This is a genomic window from Pelomonas nitida (assembly GCF_043555975.1).
GTDB lineage: Bacteria > Pseudomonadota > Gammaproteobacteria > Burkholderiales > Burkholderiaceae_C > Pelomonas > Pelomonas nitida.
Map to the genome: position 1 here is coordinate 35,418 of NZ_JBIGIA010000016.1, position 13,449 is coordinate 48,866.

At 70.5% G+C, this 13,449-nt stretch carries 17 protein-coding genes; 4 read left to right on the forward strand and 13 right to left on the reverse strand.

Annotated elements, in window-relative coordinates; genetic code table 11:
- Positions 1-11: 11 nt before the first annotated feature.
- From cbiB to ACG00X_RS18710, 3 genes are read left to right on the forward strand one after another with little or no spacing between them, the layout of a single operon-like run.
- The gene (cbiB, locus tag ACG00X_RS18700; protein ID WP_394490278.1) at positions 12-923 is read left to right on the forward strand and encodes an adenosylcobinamide-phosphate synthase CbiB; all 912 of its coding nucleotides are present in this window, start codon (positions 12-14) and stop codon (positions 921-923) included.
- Positions 920-1,918 (forward strand): aminotransferase class I/II-fold pyridoxal phosphate-dependent enzyme, encoded by a 999-nt coding sequence (locus tag ACG00X_RS18705; protein WP_394490280.1) that lies wholly within the window; start codon positions 920-922, stop codon positions 1,916-1,918. Before cbiB ends, ACG00X_RS18705 begins: the two co-directional genes overlap by 4 nt.
- Positions 1,915-3,360 (forward strand): cobyric acid synthase, encoded by a 1,446-nt coding sequence (locus ACG00X_RS18710; RefSeq protein ID WP_394490282.1) that lies wholly within the window; start codon positions 1,915-1,917, stop codon positions 3,358-3,360. Before ACG00X_RS18705 ends, ACG00X_RS18710 begins: the two co-directional genes overlap by 4 nt.
- Before the next feature lie 59 nt (positions 3,361-3,419).
- Here the strand turns inward: ACG00X_RS18710 and ACG00X_RS18715 are convergent, their stop codons facing one another.
- The 10 genes from ACG00X_RS18715 to ACG00X_RS18760 all read right to left on the reverse strand — a co-directional run bounded on the left by ACG00X_RS18715 (position 3,420) and on the right by ACG00X_RS18760 (position 9,652).
- Entirely contained in the window at positions 3,420-3,668 is a 249-nt protein-coding gene (locus tag ACG00X_RS18715) for a YfhL family 4Fe-4S dicluster ferredoxin (RefSeq protein WP_394490284.1), read from the reverse strand.
- A 1-nt stretch (position 3,669) separates the two neighbouring features.
- Positions 3,670-4,176, reverse strand: coding sequence for a pantetheine-phosphate adenylyltransferase (gene coaD, locus ACG00X_RS18720; RefSeq protein WP_394490286.1), 507 nt, complete (start codon positions 4,174-4,176; stop codon positions 3,670-3,672).
- The gene (rsmD, locus tag ACG00X_RS18725; protein ID WP_394490288.1) at positions 4,173-4,724 is read right to left on the reverse strand and encodes a 16S rRNA (guanine(966)-N(2))-methyltransferase RsmD; all 552 of its coding nucleotides are present in this window, start codon (positions 4,722-4,724) and stop codon (positions 4,173-4,175) included. Before rsmD ends, coaD begins: the two co-directional genes overlap by 4 nt.
- A 38-nt stretch (positions 4,725-4,762) precedes the next feature.
- Positions 4,763-5,542 carry an imidazole glycerol phosphate synthase subunit HisF gene (gene hisF / locus ACG00X_RS18730; protein WP_394490290.1) on the reverse strand — a complete coding sequence of 260 codons (780 nt, stop codon included), beginning with the start codon at positions 5,540-5,542 and terminating at the stop codon, positions 4,763-4,765.
- Positions 5,543-5,547: 5 nt separating this feature from the next.
- Complete coding sequence (gene hisA, locus ACG00X_RS18735) at positions 5,548-6,297, reverse strand: 1-(5-phosphoribosyl)-5-[(5-phosphoribosylamino)methylideneamino]imidazole-4-carboxamide isomerase (RefSeq protein WP_394490292.1); 750 nt, start codon at positions 6,295-6,297, stop codon at positions 5,548-5,550.
- 129 nt (positions 6,298-6,426) lie between these two features.
- Entirely contained in the window at positions 6,427-7,074 is a 648-nt protein-coding gene (hisH, locus tag ACG00X_RS18740) for an imidazole glycerol phosphate synthase subunit HisH (protein ID WP_394490294.1), read from the reverse strand.
- The gene (gene hisB / locus ACG00X_RS18745; RefSeq protein WP_394490296.1) at positions 7,071-7,679 is read right to left on the reverse strand and encodes an imidazoleglycerol-phosphate dehydratase HisB; all 609 of its coding nucleotides are present in this window, start codon (positions 7,677-7,679) and stop codon (positions 7,071-7,073) included. Before hisB ends, hisH begins: the two co-directional genes overlap by 4 nt.
- On the reverse strand, positions 7,676-8,782 hold the full coding sequence (gene hisC, locus ACG00X_RS18750) for a histidinol-phosphate transaminase (RefSeq protein ID WP_394490298.1): 1,107 nt from the start codon (positions 8,780-8,782) through the stop codon (positions 7,676-7,678). Before hisC ends, hisB begins: the two co-directional genes overlap by 4 nt.
- Positions 8,779-9,225 carry a PIN domain-containing protein gene (locus tag ACG00X_RS18755; protein ID WP_394490300.1) on the reverse strand — a complete coding sequence of 149 codons (447 nt, stop codon included), beginning with the start codon at positions 9,223-9,225 and terminating at the stop codon, positions 8,779-8,781. Before ACG00X_RS18755 ends, hisC begins: the two co-directional genes overlap by 4 nt.
- A gap of 214 nt (positions 9,226-9,439) precedes the next feature.
- On the reverse strand, positions 9,440-9,652 hold the full coding sequence (locus tag ACG00X_RS18760; RefSeq protein ID WP_394490302.1) for a CopG family transcriptional regulator: 213 nt from the start codon (positions 9,650-9,652) through the stop codon (positions 9,440-9,442).
- A 124-nt stretch (positions 9,653-9,776) separates the two neighbouring features.
- On the opposite strand from ACG00X_RS18760, the gene ACG00X_RS18765 reads away from it, so the two are divergent.
- Complete coding sequence (locus ACG00X_RS18765) at positions 9,777-11,075, forward strand: GNAT family N-acetyltransferase (RefSeq protein WP_394490304.1); 1,299 nt, start codon at positions 9,777-9,779, stop codon at positions 11,073-11,075.
- A gap of 94 nt (positions 11,076-11,169) precedes the next feature.
- Here ACG00X_RS18765 and hisD read toward each other — a convergent pair whose 3' ends face one another.
- The 3 genes from hisD to ACG00X_RS18780 are packed head-to-tail and all read right to left on the reverse strand — an operon-like array spanning position 11,170 to position 13,381.
- Positions 11,170-12,477, reverse strand: coding sequence for a histidinol dehydrogenase (hisD, locus tag ACG00X_RS18770; RefSeq protein ID WP_394490306.1), 1,308 nt, complete (start codon positions 12,475-12,477; stop codon positions 11,170-11,172).
- A complete protein-coding gene (gene hisG, locus ACG00X_RS18775; RefSeq protein ID WP_394490308.1) occupies positions 12,474-13,145 on the reverse strand; it encodes an ATP phosphoribosyltransferase in 672 nt (223 codons plus the stop codon). Before hisG ends, hisD begins: the two co-directional genes overlap by 4 nt.
- Positions 13,142-13,381: a BolA family protein gene (locus ACG00X_RS18780; RefSeq protein WP_394490310.1), complete on the reverse strand. Its 240-nt coding sequence runs from the start codon at positions 13,379-13,381 to the stop codon at positions 13,142-13,144. The genes hisG and ACG00X_RS18780 overlap by 4 nt, the downstream gene beginning before the upstream one ends.
- Positions 13,382-13,449 lie beyond the last annotated feature (68 nt).

A 13,449-nucleotide genomic window follows, 5' to 3' on the forward strand; every position in this document is an offset into this window, starting at 1 on the left:
TGACGATGGGCATGCCCCTGCTGTTGCCGCTGGCCATCGGCGTGGCGCTGCTGGTGGACCGCCTCGGCGAGCCGCCGGCCTGGATGCACCCGGTGGTCGGCATGGGCCGCTACCTGGGCTGGTTCCGGCTGAGCCGGCTGCCCGCGCCGGTGGCCTTCATCGGCGGCGCACTGGCCTGGCTGCTCGGCGCGGCGCTGGTGGCCTTCCTGTCGCTGTGGCTGGCGGGCTGGGTGCTCATCGCGCTGGCGCCGGCCACGTCGGCACCGGGCCTGCTGGGCGCGGCGCTGCTGCTGGGCCTGCTGCTCAAGCCGCTGCTGGCCTGGCGCATGCTGGCCGACGAAGCCATGGCCGTGGAGGCTGCACTCGCGCAGTCGCTGGACGCCGGCCGCCAGCGGCTGTCGCGGCTCGTCAGCCGCGACACCTCGGCGCTGTCCGAGACCGAGGTGCGCGAGGCCGCCATCGAGACGCTGGCCGAGAACCTCAACGACTCGGTCATCGCGCCGCTGTTCTGGTTCGCGCTGTTCGGCCTGCCGGGTGCGGCGATCTACCGCTTCGCCAACACCGCCGACGCGATGTGGGGCTACCGCGATGAGCGCGAATGGTCCGGCAAATGGGCCGCACGCGCGGACGATGTGCTGTCCTGGCTGCCCGCCCGGCTGACGGCGCTGCTGCTGTGGCCGCCGTCGCTGCGCGCCCTGCTGCGCGAGGCGCGCCGCACGCCGTCGCCCAACAGCGGCTGGCCCATGGCCGCGATGGCGCTGCGGCTGGGCCGACGCCTGGCCAAGCCGGGCGTCTACACGCTGCACGCCGACGGCCAGGCCGTGCAGCCCGGCGACCTGGCTGCGGCGCGCGGCATGGCGCGGCAGGCCGTCGTCGCCGGCGCGCTGCTGATGGCGGCATTCGCCTGGGCGCTGCGCGCATGACCACGCCGTTGCTGGCCGAGCACGGCGGCACCGACGACGGGCCCACGCCCGCGCACGACTTCTCCTCCAACGCCAGCCCGCTGGGCCCGCCACCGGCGCTGCTGCAGGCCGTGCAGGCCGCCGACCGCCACGCCTACCCCGACCCGCACTACCGCGCGCTGCGCCGCCGCCTCGCGGGCCCTGGCGACGACAAGCTCGTGCTGCCCACCGCGGGCGGTGCCGAAGCCATCCGCCGGCTGACGCTGGCCGCATGGCTCGACGGCCGGCGCGAGGCCTGGGTGCCGCAACCCGGCTTTGGCGACTACGCGCTTGCCGCGCAGGCGCTGGGCCTGGCGGTGAAGCCCTATGCCCGCACGGCCGACATCCGCCCCACGGCACCGGCCCTCGTGTGGCTGTGCGAGCCCTGCAACCCCACCGGCGCCAGCCCTGCCACGAGCGACACCGACTGGCCTGCGCTGGCTGGGCATCACGTCATCGTCGACCGCGCCTACGAGCCGCTGCGGCTGCACGGCACCGCCCCCGAACTGCCGCCCGGCGCCTGGCAGCTGGTGTGCCCCAACAAGGCGCTCGGGCTGACCGGCATCCGCGCCGGCTACGCCATCGCACCCGCCGCCGATGCGCTGTGGTCGCAGGCACTGTCGCTGGCGCCGAGCTGGGTGCTGTCCGCCGAAGGTGTGGCCTTGCTGACGCACTGGCTGGACGACGACACGCAGGCCTGGCTGGCGCAGGCCCGCGCGACGCTGCGCGATTGGTGCACGGCCCAGCGCGCGCTGCTGGCGGCGCTGGGCTGGCAGCAGCAGCCCAGCTGCACGAACTTCTGGCTGGCCCGCCCGCCCGTGGCCGACACGCCGCGCCGCCTGCGCGAGCACGGCCTGCGCGTGCGCGACGCCACCAGCTTCGGCCTGCCCGGCTGGGTGCGCGTGTCGGCCCAGCCGCCGGCCGCGCAGCAGGCGCTGCGGCAGGCGCTGCACGACATTCAGGGAGAAAAAACATGAAACCACGCCGCAAGGCCGTCATGGTGCTCGGCACCACCAGCGGCGCGGGCAAGAGCTGGCTCGCCACCGCGCTGTGCCGCTGGTATGCGCGCCAGGGCCTCAAGGTGGCCCCGTTCAAGGCCCAGAACATGAGCAACAACGCGCGTGTCGTGCCGGGCCTGGACGGTCGACTCGGCGAGATCGGCAGCGCGCAGTACTTCCAGGCCCTGGCCGCGCGGCGCGTGCCCGAGGTGCGCATGAACCCGGTGCTGCTCAAGCCCGAGGCCGACACACAGAGCCAGGTCGTCATCATGGGCGAGGTGGACGCCGCGCTGTCGCGCATGCCCTGGCGCGAACGCAGCGGGCTGCTCAGGCCGCGCGCCCGCGCGGCGCTGCACGAGTTGATCAGCGAGAACGACGTCGTCGTCATCGAAGGTGCCGGCTCGCCGGCCGAGATCAACCTGGCCGGCAGCGACTACGTCAACCTCGGCACCGCGCGCGACTCGCGGGCCGCCTGCCTGCTGGTGACCGACATCGACCGCGGCGGCGCCTTCGCCCACCTCTACGGCACGCACCAGCTCATGCCCGAGGACGTGCGCGCACAGGTGCGCGGCTTCGTGCTGAACCGCTTCCGCGGCGACGCCGGCCTGCTCACGCCCGGCCCCGAGGTGCTGGAGCGCCTGACCGGCGTGCCCACCATCGCCACGCTGCCCATGTGGCGCGGCCACGGCCTGCCCGAGGAGGACGGCGTGTTCGACGACGCCACCACCGGCGGCGGGCTGCACATCGCCGTAATCGCCTACCCGCGGCTGTCCAACCTCGACGAATTCCAGCCGCTGCGCCAGCTGCCGGGCGTGCGGCTGTCCTGGGCGCGCTCGGCCGCCGACCTGGCGGCCGCCGACTGGATCATCCTGCCCGGCTCCAAGGCCACCGCCGCCGACCTCGCCTGGCTGCGCGCGCAGAAGCTGGACCTGGCCATCAACGCCCACCGCGGCCGGATCTTGGGCATCTGCGGCGGGCTGCAGATGCTGGGCGAAGCGCTGATCGACACCCACGGCGTGGACGGCAACGCGCCCGGCCTGGGGCTGCTGCCGCTGGTCACCGTGTTCGAGACCGAGAAGCTGCTGAGCCGCACCGCGCTGCAGTTCGGCGCCACCGACGGCCCCTGGGCCACGCTGTCCAACGTGCAGACCGAAGGTTATGAAATCCGCCACGGCCGCACCCAGCCCCACCCTGGCCTGCCGGCCCCGCAGGTGGCGCTGCGCAACGCGGATGGCGAGGCCATCGGCTGGCAGACCGGCCGCGTGCTGGGCGTCTATGCCCACGGCCTGTTCGAGCAGCCGGCCGTGCTGCAAGCCCTGTTCGGGCAATCGGGCCGGTCACTGGAAGCCGTGTTCGACGGCCTGGCCGATTACGTCGACCTACATTTCCAGCCGGGCTGGCTGGCCAGCCTGATCGACTGACGCCGACACCGGCGGGCCCCAGGGCCGTCGTCGTGCCGTACAGGAACTGCCAGCCGCCGTCAGGCCGCCGTGAGGCGCTGGTACTTCTGCAGCAGCGTCTCGCGGGTCTCGATGTGCGCCGGGTTGACCGGGATGCACGCCACCGGGCACAGCATCACGCATTGCGGCTCATCGAAATGGCCCACGCACTCGGTGCACTTGCCCGGGTCGATCTGGTAATACTCCTCGCCCATGCTGATCGCGTTGTTCGGGCAGGCGGGCTCGCAGACGTCGCAGTTGATGCACTCGTCCGTAATCATCAAGGCCATCTCACGCCCCCTTGAACTTGGCGTCGAGCCGCGCCAGCACGCCGGGCGACACGAACTCGGCGACCTCGCCGCCCAGCGTCGCGATCTCGCGCACGAAGGTGCTGGACGTGTACTGGTGCTGCTCGCCGGGCGTGAGGAAGATGGTCTCCACCTCCGGCATCAGCTTGCGGTTCATGCCGGCCATCTGGAACTCGTACTCGAAGTCGCCGCCGGTGCGCAGGCCGCGCACGACGACCCGCCCCTCGTGCGAGCGCACGAAGTCGCGCAGCAGCCCGTCGAAGGCGAACACCTCGACGTTGCCTTGTGGACAGCACTGCGCCGCCACCTCGCGCGCCATCGCCAGCCGCTCGTCCAGCGAGAACAGCGTCTTCTTGTGATGGCCCACGGCCACCGCCAGCACCAGGCGCTCGAACATGCCGGCAGCGCGGCGCATCAAGTCCTCATGGCCCAGCGTGATGGGGTCGAAGGTGCCGGGGTAGACGGCCGAGATGGTCTTGCGCGAAGTCATGGCGCTGGATTGTCCTCGCGGCGCAGCAGGTGGTAGTGAACGGCGCCGGCCCGCCCCTGGCGCAGCACGGAGAAGCCCGCTGGCGCAGCGATCTCGCGCGGCGCCTCGACATAGATCAGCCCACCCTCGCCCACCAGCGGCATCGCCGCCGCCAGCGCGGCATCGAACAGATCGGCGGCGAACGGCGGGTCCAGCATGACCAGATCGAACCCGGCACGCGGCGCCGACTTCATCCAGACCAGCGCATCGGACGCGTAGACGGTCATGGTCGTAGCCTTCAGCCGCTGCACGCTGGCGCGCAGGCCGGCCACGAGCTTGGCATCGCGCTCGATGAGCACGACCTCGCCCGCCTCGCGCGAAGCCGCCTCGAAGCCCAAGGCACCGCTGCCCGCGAACGCGTCCAGCACACGCCAGCCGGTCAGCGTCTGGCCCAGCCAGTTGAACAGCGTCTCGCGGACGCGGTCAGACGTGGGACGCAGCCCCGGCGCGTCAGGCACCGGGAGCTTGGAGCGCTTCCACTGGCCGCCAATGATTCGGATCTCACCCATGCCGGGATTGTCCCGCCATCAGCGCCAGCGTCAGGGCCTCACTGCCGCACCGGAATCCCGCGTGCGGCCATCAGCGCCTTGGCCTCGCCCACCGTGTGCTGGCCGAAGTGGAAGATGCTGGCGGCCAGCACGGCGTCGGCGCCGCCCTGGGTGATGCCGTCGGCCAGGTCGTCCAGCGAGCCCACACCACCGGAGGCGATGACGGGCACCGGCACGGCGTCGCTGACGGCACGGGTGAGCGCCAGATCGAAGCCGCTCTTGGTGCCGTCGCGGTCCATGCTGGTCAGCAGGATCTCGCCGGCACCGAACTCGGCCATCTGCCTGGCCCAGGCCACCGCATCCAGGCCCACGTTCTTGCGGCCGCCATGCGTGTAGACATCCCAGCCGGGGCCGCGCGCGGCGAGGTCGTCGCCCTGGCGGCGCTTGGCGTCGATGGCGACGACGATGCACTGGGCGCCGTATTTGTCGCTGGCGGCGCGGATCAACTCGGGGTCGGCCACGGCGGCGGAATTGAAGCTCACCTTGTCGGCGCCCGCGTTCAGCAGCCGGCGCACGTCGGCCACGGCGCGCACGCCGCCGCCCACCGTCAGCGGGATGAAGACCTGGCTGGCCACCGCCTCGATGATGTGCAGGATGAGGTCGCGGCCATCGCTGGTGGCGGTGATGTCGAGGAAGGTCAGTTCGTCGGCGCCCTGCTCGTTGTAGCGGGCGGCAATGTCCACCGGGTCACCCGCGTCACGCAGGCCGACGAAGTTGACGCCCTTGACGACACGGCCGGCCGTGACGTCCAGGCAGGGGATGATGCGTTTGGCCAGCACCGGCGTTATTCCGCAGCGGCCATCAGTTCGTCGGCGCGCGCCTGACCGGCCGCGAAATCGAGGTCGCCCGTGTAGATGGAGCGGCCGCAGATGACGCCTTCGACGCCGTCCTCGTACACGGCGCACAGCCGCTCGATGTCGGCGATGTTGGACAGGCCGCCCGACGCGATGACGGGGATGGTCAGCGCCTGGGCCAGCTTGACGGTGGCGTCGATGTTGATGCCCGTCAGCATGCCGTCGCGGCCGATGTCGGTGTAGATGATGCCTTCGACGCCGTAGTCCTGGAACTTCTGGCCCATGTCGATGACCTCGTGACCGGTCAGCTTGCTCCAGCCATCAGTCGCGACCTTGCCGTCCTTGGCGTCCAGCCCGACGATGATGTGGCCGCCGAAGGCGCTGCAGGCGTCTTTCAGGAAGCCGGGGTTCTTCACCGCGGCCGTGCCGATGATGACGTAGCTCAGGCCGTCGTCGAGATAGCGCTCGATGGTGTCGAGGTCACGGATGCCGCCGCCCAGCTGGATGGGGATCTCGTCGCCCACCTCCTTGATGATGGCCTTGATGGCCGCCTCATTGACCGGCTTGCCCGCGAAGGCGCCGTTCAAATCCACCAGATGCAGCCGCCGCGCGCCCGCGTCGACCCAGCGGCGGGCCATCGCGGCGGGGTCTTCGCCGAAGGTGGTGGAGTCGTTCATGTCGCCTTGCTTGAGGCGGACGCAGCGACCGTCTTTCAGGTCGATGGCAGGGATCAGCAGCATGGCTGGTGGCTAGATCAAAACAAGGGTTGGAAGGCGTGGTGTCTTACCGAGTGGCCGCCGTGGAATCGGCTTTGCCGGGCCACCAGCGGCGCCCCCTTGAGGGGGCCGGCGAAGCCGGTAGGGCGTGGGTCAAGGCCGCCAGTGCAGGAAGTTGCGATAGAGCGCGAGGCCCAGAGCGGCACTTTTCTCGGGGTGGAATTGGGTCGCAAAAATATTATCCCGGGCCACCGCACAGGTAAAGCGCAGGCCGTAGTCGGTCTCGCCGGCGCTGTGCTCGGGCTGCGCGGTCGTCGCGTAGAAGCTGTGCACGAAGTAGAACCAGCTGGCGTCGGGAATGCCATCCCACACCGGGTGCGGGCGCGGCTGGTGCACGCGGTTCCAGCCCATCTGCGGCACCTTGAAGCGGCTGCCGTCGTCCTGCAGCCGGCCCTCCAGCCGGAAGCGCTGCACGCGCCCCGGGATCAGGCCCAGCCCCGGCGTGTCCTGTTCCTCGCTGTGGTCCAGCAGCATCTGCATGCCCACGCACACGCCCAGCAGCGGCTTGGTGGCGGCGGCTTCCAGCACGGCTTCCTTGGCGCCCGACGCAGCCAGCTCGGCCATGCAGTCGCGCATGGCGCCCTGGCCCGGCAGCACCACGCGCTCGGCGGCGCGGATGGCGTCGGGGTCACAGGTAATGGCGACGTCATAACCCTGCCCCTCGGCGGCATGGATGACGGCCTGCGACACGGAGCGCAGATTGCCCATGCCGTAGTCGACAACCGCAACTGTTCGGCTCACAGCGACCCCTTCGTCGACGGAATCACGCCGGCCGAGCGCGGGTCCAGCGTCGTCGCCATGCGCAGCGCGCGGCCGAAGGCCTTGAACATGGTTTCGGCCTGGTGGTGAGCGTTGTGGCCCTTGAGGTTGTCGATGTGCAGCGTGGCCAACGCGGCGTTGGCGAAGCCCTGGAAGAACTCGAAGGTGAGCTGCGTGTCGAAGGCGCCGATGCTGCCGGCCGTGAACTTGCAGTCCATGTGCAGGCCCGGGCGGCCGGACAGGTCGATGACGACACGCGACAGCGCCTCGTCCAGCGGCACATAGCTGTGGCCATAGCGTGTCAGGCCGGCCTTGTCGCCCACGGCCTTGGCGATGGCCAGCCCCAGCGTGATGCCCACGTCTTCCACCGTGTGGTGGCCGTCGATGTGCAGGTCGCCTTCGCAGTGGATGTCCAGGTCAATCAGGCCGTGGCGGGCGATCTGGTCCAGCATGTGATCGAAGAAGCCGATGCCGGTGTGCAGCTTGGACTGGCCCGTGCCGTCGAGGTTGATGCGCACCGTGATGCGCGTCTCTTTGGTGTTGCGGGTGACTTCGGCGATGCGTGCCGTGACGGTGGGGGAGCTCATGACAGGCAGTCTTGGAGTTCGGCCAGCAGGCGGGTGTTTTCGTCGGGCGTCCCGACGGTGAAGCGCAGGCAGTTCGCGAGCAGCGGGTGCAGGGCGGAGACGTTCTTGATCAGCACGCCGCGCGCTTTCAGGGCCGCAAAGGTGGCGGCGGCGTCCTGCACTCTGGCCAGGATCATATTGCCCTGGCTGGGCCAAGGGCTCACGCCCGGCAGGGCCTGCAGGGCCTGGAACAGCCGGTCGCGCTGCTGGCGCAGCTCGGCAGCCTGGGCGGCGTAGACGTCTGCATGCGCCAGTGCGAAGAGCGCCGCCTCGGCGTTCAGCACGCTGATGTTGTAGGGCGGGCGCAGCTTCTCGACCTGCTCCACCAGCGCGGCCGCGCCCAGCAGGTAGCCGATGCGCACGCCGGCCAGGCCGAACTTGCTCATCGTGCGCATGACCAGCACGTTGGGCTGGCGCGCCATCAGCGCGAGGCTGCTCTGGCCGCTGACCTGGTCGACAAAGGGCTGGTAGGCCTCGTCCATGACGACCAGCCCCGGCGCGGCCTGCGCGATGCGCTCGATGACGGCAGCATCCCACAGCGTCGCCGTGGGGTTGTTCGGGTAGGCCAGGTAGATGAGCGCGGGCTGGTGCTCACGAATAGCGGCCAGCATGGCGGCCTCGTCGAGCTGGAAGTCGTCGGCGCGCAGCGGCACGCCGATGAAGTCCAGCCGCTGCTGGCGCGCGAAGGCCTCGTACATGACGAAGCCCGGCACCGGCGCGAGCACGCAGGCGCCGGGCCGCGCGACGGCGATGCTCAGCAGGCCGATCAGCTCGTCGGAGCCATTGCCCAGCGTGACGCCCACGTCGTCGGCCGCGCCGGCATGCCGGGCGAGCGCGCGGGCCAGCTCGGCGGTGCGCTCGGCCGGGTAGCGGTTCAGCGCGACGGTGGCGAGCCGCTCACCCAGCGCCCGCTGCAGCTCGGGCGGCAGGCGGTAGGGGTTCTCCATCGCGTCCATCTTCAGCAGCCCGTGGCTGGACTGCACGACATAGGCATGCGCCGCGCGCACGTCGGGGCGTATTTGATCGATCGCTTGGGTGAGGGCTCGGTCGAAGGCAGCAGTCATGGTGCAGTCGGGACGGGGACAACAAGGGGGTTGAGCACCTGCACGCTGTCGTACACGGCGTCATGCGGCAGGGCCAGGCTCAGCAGCCGCGTGCAGCCCTGCGCCTTGGCGCTGGCCACGACCAGCGCATCGGCGAACGGCAGGCCGAAGCGGCTTTCCAGCGACCAGGCGGACTCGACGGTGGCCTGATCGGCCGCCCACGGCCGCCAGTGCTGATAACGGCGCACCTCGGCGCGCACATCGCCCTGCGGCATGGGCGGCTGCACACGCTGCGTGGCCAGCAGGTAGAAGTCGTTCAGCACCTGCACCGACACGCGGCCGGTGCGCCCGGCCCACAGCACCCGCAGCCAGGCCAGCACCTGTTCCCGCTCCGCCGGGCGGGCGCCGTCCTCGCTGAACAGCAGCACGGAGGTGTCGACGAAAACGGGATCCATGGAATTCATGTCAATGCACTCGCGGGCCGAGCGCCGGGCCGCTCCCAAGCCGGCCCGTCATGGCGATGTGCGTGCGGCTCAATGCCGCATGCATCGCCGTCCCCGCGGGGGCTGAGGCTGGACACAGGGAGCCCAGTGGGCTCAATGTGCCTGCCGAAGAGCGGCGGCGCGAGCCGCAGCGCGGCCTGCAAGGCCGGCCAACGTACGCGTTGGACGAGGGGCGTCATGTTCTGCCTGGGTAAGGGTTGCCGTCCGACGACCAGCTGCGCTCGCGGTGCAACCAGTCCTGCAGCGCGCGCTCGTAGGCGTCGTCGTGCCGCATCTTCTCGGCCAGCAACTCACCGAGCAGCCGCGAGACGCTGGTGTTGCACCGCGCGGCCTCCAGCCGGGCCCATTCGGCCACGCCGTCGTCCATGGAGACGGTGACATTCTTCATGGCCCGCAGCGTATCACGAACTTCGTGCAACACGAACTTCGTGTGATTAACCACCTTGCGCGGGACCTACGGGCTGCGTCGCCGCAGCACCTATCCTTGAGGCCCCTCGTCTTTCATCGCCTCGATGTCCGCATCACGCCTCGTCAAGCAACCCCTGCAAGCCACCGTCGCCAAGCTCAAGCGCACCGGGCGCGCGCTCGGCAAGCTCAAGCCACAGCCGGTCAACCCCGTGCAGGCGCTGCAGGACATCAAGGCGCGGCGCATCGCGCGGCGCTCGGCGTCGGGGCTGCAGCTGGTGCTGGCGGACCGCATCGACTTCGTGAACCCCACGCACTGGGACGCGCTGGCGGCGCAGACCGTCTTCCTGTCGCGCGACTACCTGCGCGTGCTGGAGGCACAGGCGCCCGAGAACCTCGAGCCGCGCTACGCGATGGCCTATGCCGACGGCGAGCCGGTCGCTGCGCTGCTACTGCAGCGCGTCAGCATCGGCGGCATGCAGCTGCGCAAGCCGGGCGAGAAGAAGCTGCTGGACCCCATCGCCGGGCTGCGCGAACACCTGCTGGTGTGCGGCAACCTGCTGGTGTGGGGCGCGCGCTCGATGGCGCTGGCGCCGCATGCCGACGAAGGCCAGCTGTGGCATGCCGTCTGCGAAGCCATCTACCGCGTGCGTCGCGCGGACAAGCTCAGCGGCCAGTCTGACCTGGCCATGATCAAGGACCTCGGCGTGGCCGGCGAGCAGGTGCCGCCGGCACTGCGCCTGCTGGGCTACCGCAGCGTGGAGACCGAGCCCGACATGGTGCTGACGCTGCGCCCCGAGTGGAAAAGCTGGGACGACTACCTCGCCAGCATGACCTCGGGCTACCGCAGCGCGGCCAAGAAGCTGCTGAAGGACTGCGCCAACGCCTCGATCACGCTGCGCCTCGCCACGGCCGAGGAGATGGCCGCACGCGCCGACGAACTGCACGGCCTCTACGGCCAGGTGCACCAGGCCCAGGGCCTGCGGCTGGCGACGCTGACACCCGGCTATCTGCCCGCAATGGCCGCCGCTTTGGGCGAGCGCTTCCGCTGCCGCGTGGCCGAGCATGCCGACGGCCGCTGGCTGGGCTTCGTCACCAGCGTGCACGACGGTGACACGACGCTGGGCTACTACATCGGCTACGACCGCGCCGCCAATGCCGACGCGCCCATCTACCTGACGCTGCTGCAGTCCACCGTGCAGGATGCGATCGCCTTCGGCTCCACGCGGCTGAGCCTGGGCCGCACGGCGCTGGAGCCCAAGGCCAAGATGGGTTGCAAGCCCGAACCGCTGAGTTGCGCGGTACGGCACCGCGTGTCGGCGCTGAACTGGATCGTCACCGCGCTGACCAAGACGGCCGAACACGACGAGCCACCGGAGCGCAGCCCGTTCAAGGCCGTGGCCTGAGAGGCCAAGACCCGGGGCACCGTGCGGGACGCGGGCGCCCTGGTCGCCCCCGCCGCGCGGACCGCCCACAAGCGCGCGACCACGCGCGCGCCGCTCACTTCAGCCTGAGTTCGGCCGCTCGCGCATGGGCCTGCAGGCCCTCGCCGTGCGCCAGCACGCTGGCGATGCGGCCCAGCGACTGCGCGCCCTCGGCGCTGACCTCGATGAGGCTGCTGCGCTTCTGGAAGTCGTAGACGCCCAGCGGCGACGAGAAGCGCGCCGTGCTGGCCGTGGGCAGCACGTGGTTGGGGCCGGCGCAGTAGTCGCCCAGGCTCTCGCTGGTGTAGGCGCCCATGAAGATGGCGCCGGCATGGCGCAGCAGCGGCTCCCAGCGGGCCGGCTCGGCGGCGCTGATCTCCAGGTGCTCGGGCGCGATGCTGTTGCTGATCTCGCAGGCCTCTTCCATCGAGCGCGTGTGGATCAGCGCGCCACGGCCCTGCAGCGACGCGCGCACGATGTCGGCGCGCGGCAGCTCAGGCAGCAGCCGCTCCATGCTGGCGCGCACGGCGTCGAGGAATGCCGCGTCGGGGCTCAGCAGGATGCTCTGCGCCAGCTCGTCGTGCTCGGCCTGGCTGAACAAGTCCATGGCCACCCAGTCGGGCGGGGTCGTGCCGTCGGCGATGACCAGGATCTCGCTGGGACCGGCGATCATGTCGATGCCGACCTGACCGAACACATGCTTCTTGGCCGACGCGACGTAGGCATTGCCCGGGCCGGTGATCTTGTCGACCCGCGGGATGGTGGCCGTGCCGTAGGCGAGCGCGGCCACGGCCTGCGCGCCGCCGATGGTGAACACGCGGTGCACGCCGGCCACGGCGGCGGCGGCCAGCACCAGCGGGTTGCGCGCGCCGTCGGGCGTCGGCACCACCATGACGATTTCCTGCACGCCCGCCACATGCGCGGGAATGGCGTTCATCAGCACGCTGCTCGGGTAGGCCGCCTTGCCGCCCGGCACATACAGGCCCACGCGGTCCAGCGGCGTGACCTTCTGGCCCAGCAGGCTGCCGTCCTCGTCGCGGTAGCTCCAACTGCGGCCCGAGGCCTCCAGCTGACGCTCGTGGTAGGCCCGCACACGCCGCGCGGCCGCCTGCAGCGCATCGCGCTGGGCGGGCGTGATGGACGCCAATGCGGCCTGCAGCTCGCCTTGAGTGATCTCCAGCGCGGCGACGCTGTCGGCGTTCAGGCGGTCGAAGCGCGCCGTGTACTCGAGCACGGCGGCGTCACCGCGTGCCTGCACATCGGCCAGGATCTCGGCGACACGGCCTTCGATGGCCGCATCCGTCTCGGCCGACCAATGGCGCAGGCGTTCGAACTCGACGGCGAAGTCGGCCGACGCGGTCGAGAGTTGGCGCACGAGGCTCATGCGGTCACCGCCTTCGAGAACGCGTCGATCAGCGGCCGCAGCGTGTCGCGCTTGAGTTTCAGCGCGGCCTGGTTGACGACCAGGCGCGACGAGATGTCCATGATCTGCTCCACCTCTACCAGCTTGTTCGCACGCAGCGTGCCGCCGGTGGAGACGAGGTCAACGATGGCGTCGGCCAGGCCCGTCAACGGCGCCAGCTCCATGGAGCCGTAGAGCTTGATGAGGTCCACGTGCACGCCCTTCTCGGCGAAGTGCTGGCGGGCGATCTCGGTGTACTTGGTGGCCACGCGCAGCCGCGAGCCCTGCTTCACGGCGGTGGCGTAGTCGAAATCGGCCCGCGTGGCCACGCTCATGCGGCAGCGGGCGATATTCAGATCCAGCGGCTGGTAAAGGCCATGCGAGCCGCCCTGGGCGAGGGCTTGCTCATGCAGCACGTCGCGGCCGGCCACGCCGAGGTCGGCGCCGCCGTACTGCACATAGGTCGGCACGTCGCTGGCGCGGACCATGACGATGCGCACGCCTTCGCGGTTGGTCGGCAGGATGAGCTTGCGCGAGGTCTCGGGGTCTTCCAGCACCTCGATGCCAGCGGCGCGCAGCAGCGGCAGCGTCTCTTCGAAGATGCGGCCCTTGGAGAGGGCCAGCGTCAGGCCGGTGTTCGCGGCGCTCATTGCTGCCACTCCTCGGGCGTCAGCGTCTTCATCGACAGCGCGTGGATCTCCTCGCGCATGCGCTCGCCCAGCGCCGCATAGACCCGCTGGTGCCGCTTGATGCGCGTCAGGCCCGCGAACTCGCTGGAGACGATGGTGGCGAAGAAATGTCGGCCGTCGCCCTCGACTTCCAGATGCGCACAAGGCAGGCCTGCGGCAATGAAATCGCGCACTTGTTGCGGGGTCGGGTCGGCCATCACGGGTCCTCGGTGGAAACCTCGAATTTTAGAGGCCCTGCAGCAGGCGCATCGGCGCCCCGCCGGCA

Bases quoted from the DNA above. Each gene is read 5' to 3' on its own strand.
- cbiB (WP_394490278.1), top strand. From the start codon at position 12: ATGCCCCTGCTGTTGCCGCTGGCCATCGGCGTGGCGCTGCTGGTGGAC.
- ACG00X_RS18705 (WP_394490280.1), top strand. From the start codon at position 920: ATGACCACGCCGTTGCTGGCCGAGCACGGCGGCACCGACGACGGGCCC.
- ACG00X_RS18710 (WP_394490282.1), top strand. From the start codon at position 1,915: ATGAAACCACGCCGCAAGGCCGTCATGGTGCTCGGCACCACCAGCGGC.
- ACG00X_RS18715 (WP_394490284.1), bottom strand. From the start codon at position 3,668: ATGGCCTTGATGATTACGGACGAGTGCATCAACTGCGACGTCTGCGAG.
- coaD (WP_394490286.1), bottom strand. From the start codon at position 4,176: ATGACTTCGCGCAAGACCATCTCGGCCGTCTACCCCGGCACCTTCGAC.
- rsmD (WP_394490288.1), bottom strand. From the start codon at position 4,724: ATGGGTGAGATCCGAATCATTGGCGGCCAGTGGAAGCGCTCCAAGCTC.
- hisA (WP_394490292.1), bottom strand. From the start codon at position 6,297: ATGCTGCTGATCCCTGCCATCGACCTGAAAGACGGTCGCTGCGTCCGC.
- hisB (WP_394490296.1), bottom strand. From the start codon at position 7,679: ATGAGCTCCCCCACCGTCACGGCACGCATCGCCGAAGTCACCCGCAAC.
- hisC (WP_394490298.1), bottom strand. From the start codon at position 8,782: ATGACTGCTGCCTTCGACCGAGCCCTCACCCAAGCGATCGATCAAATA.
- ACG00X_RS18755 (WP_394490300.1), bottom strand. From the start codon at position 9,225: ATGAATTCCATGGATCCCGTTTTCGTCGACACCTCCGTGCTGCTGTTC.
- ACG00X_RS18760 (WP_394490302.1), bottom strand. From the start codon at position 9,652: ATGAAGAATGTCACCGTCTCCATGGACGACGGCGTGGCCGAATGGGCC.
- ACG00X_RS18765 (WP_394490304.1), top strand. From the start codon at position 9,777: ATGTCCGCATCACGCCTCGTCAAGCAACCCCTGCAAGCCACCGTCGCC.
- hisD (WP_394490306.1), bottom strand. From the start codon at position 12,477: ATGAGCCTCGTGCGCCAACTCTCGACCGCGTCGGCCGACTTCGCCGTC.
- hisG (WP_394490308.1), bottom strand. From the start codon at position 13,145: ATGAGCGCCGCGAACACCGGCCTGACGCTGGCCCTCTCCAAGGGCCGC.
- ACG00X_RS18780 (WP_394490310.1), bottom strand. From the start codon at position 13,381: ATGGCCGACCCGACCCCGCAACAAGTGCGCGATTTCATTGCCGCAGGC.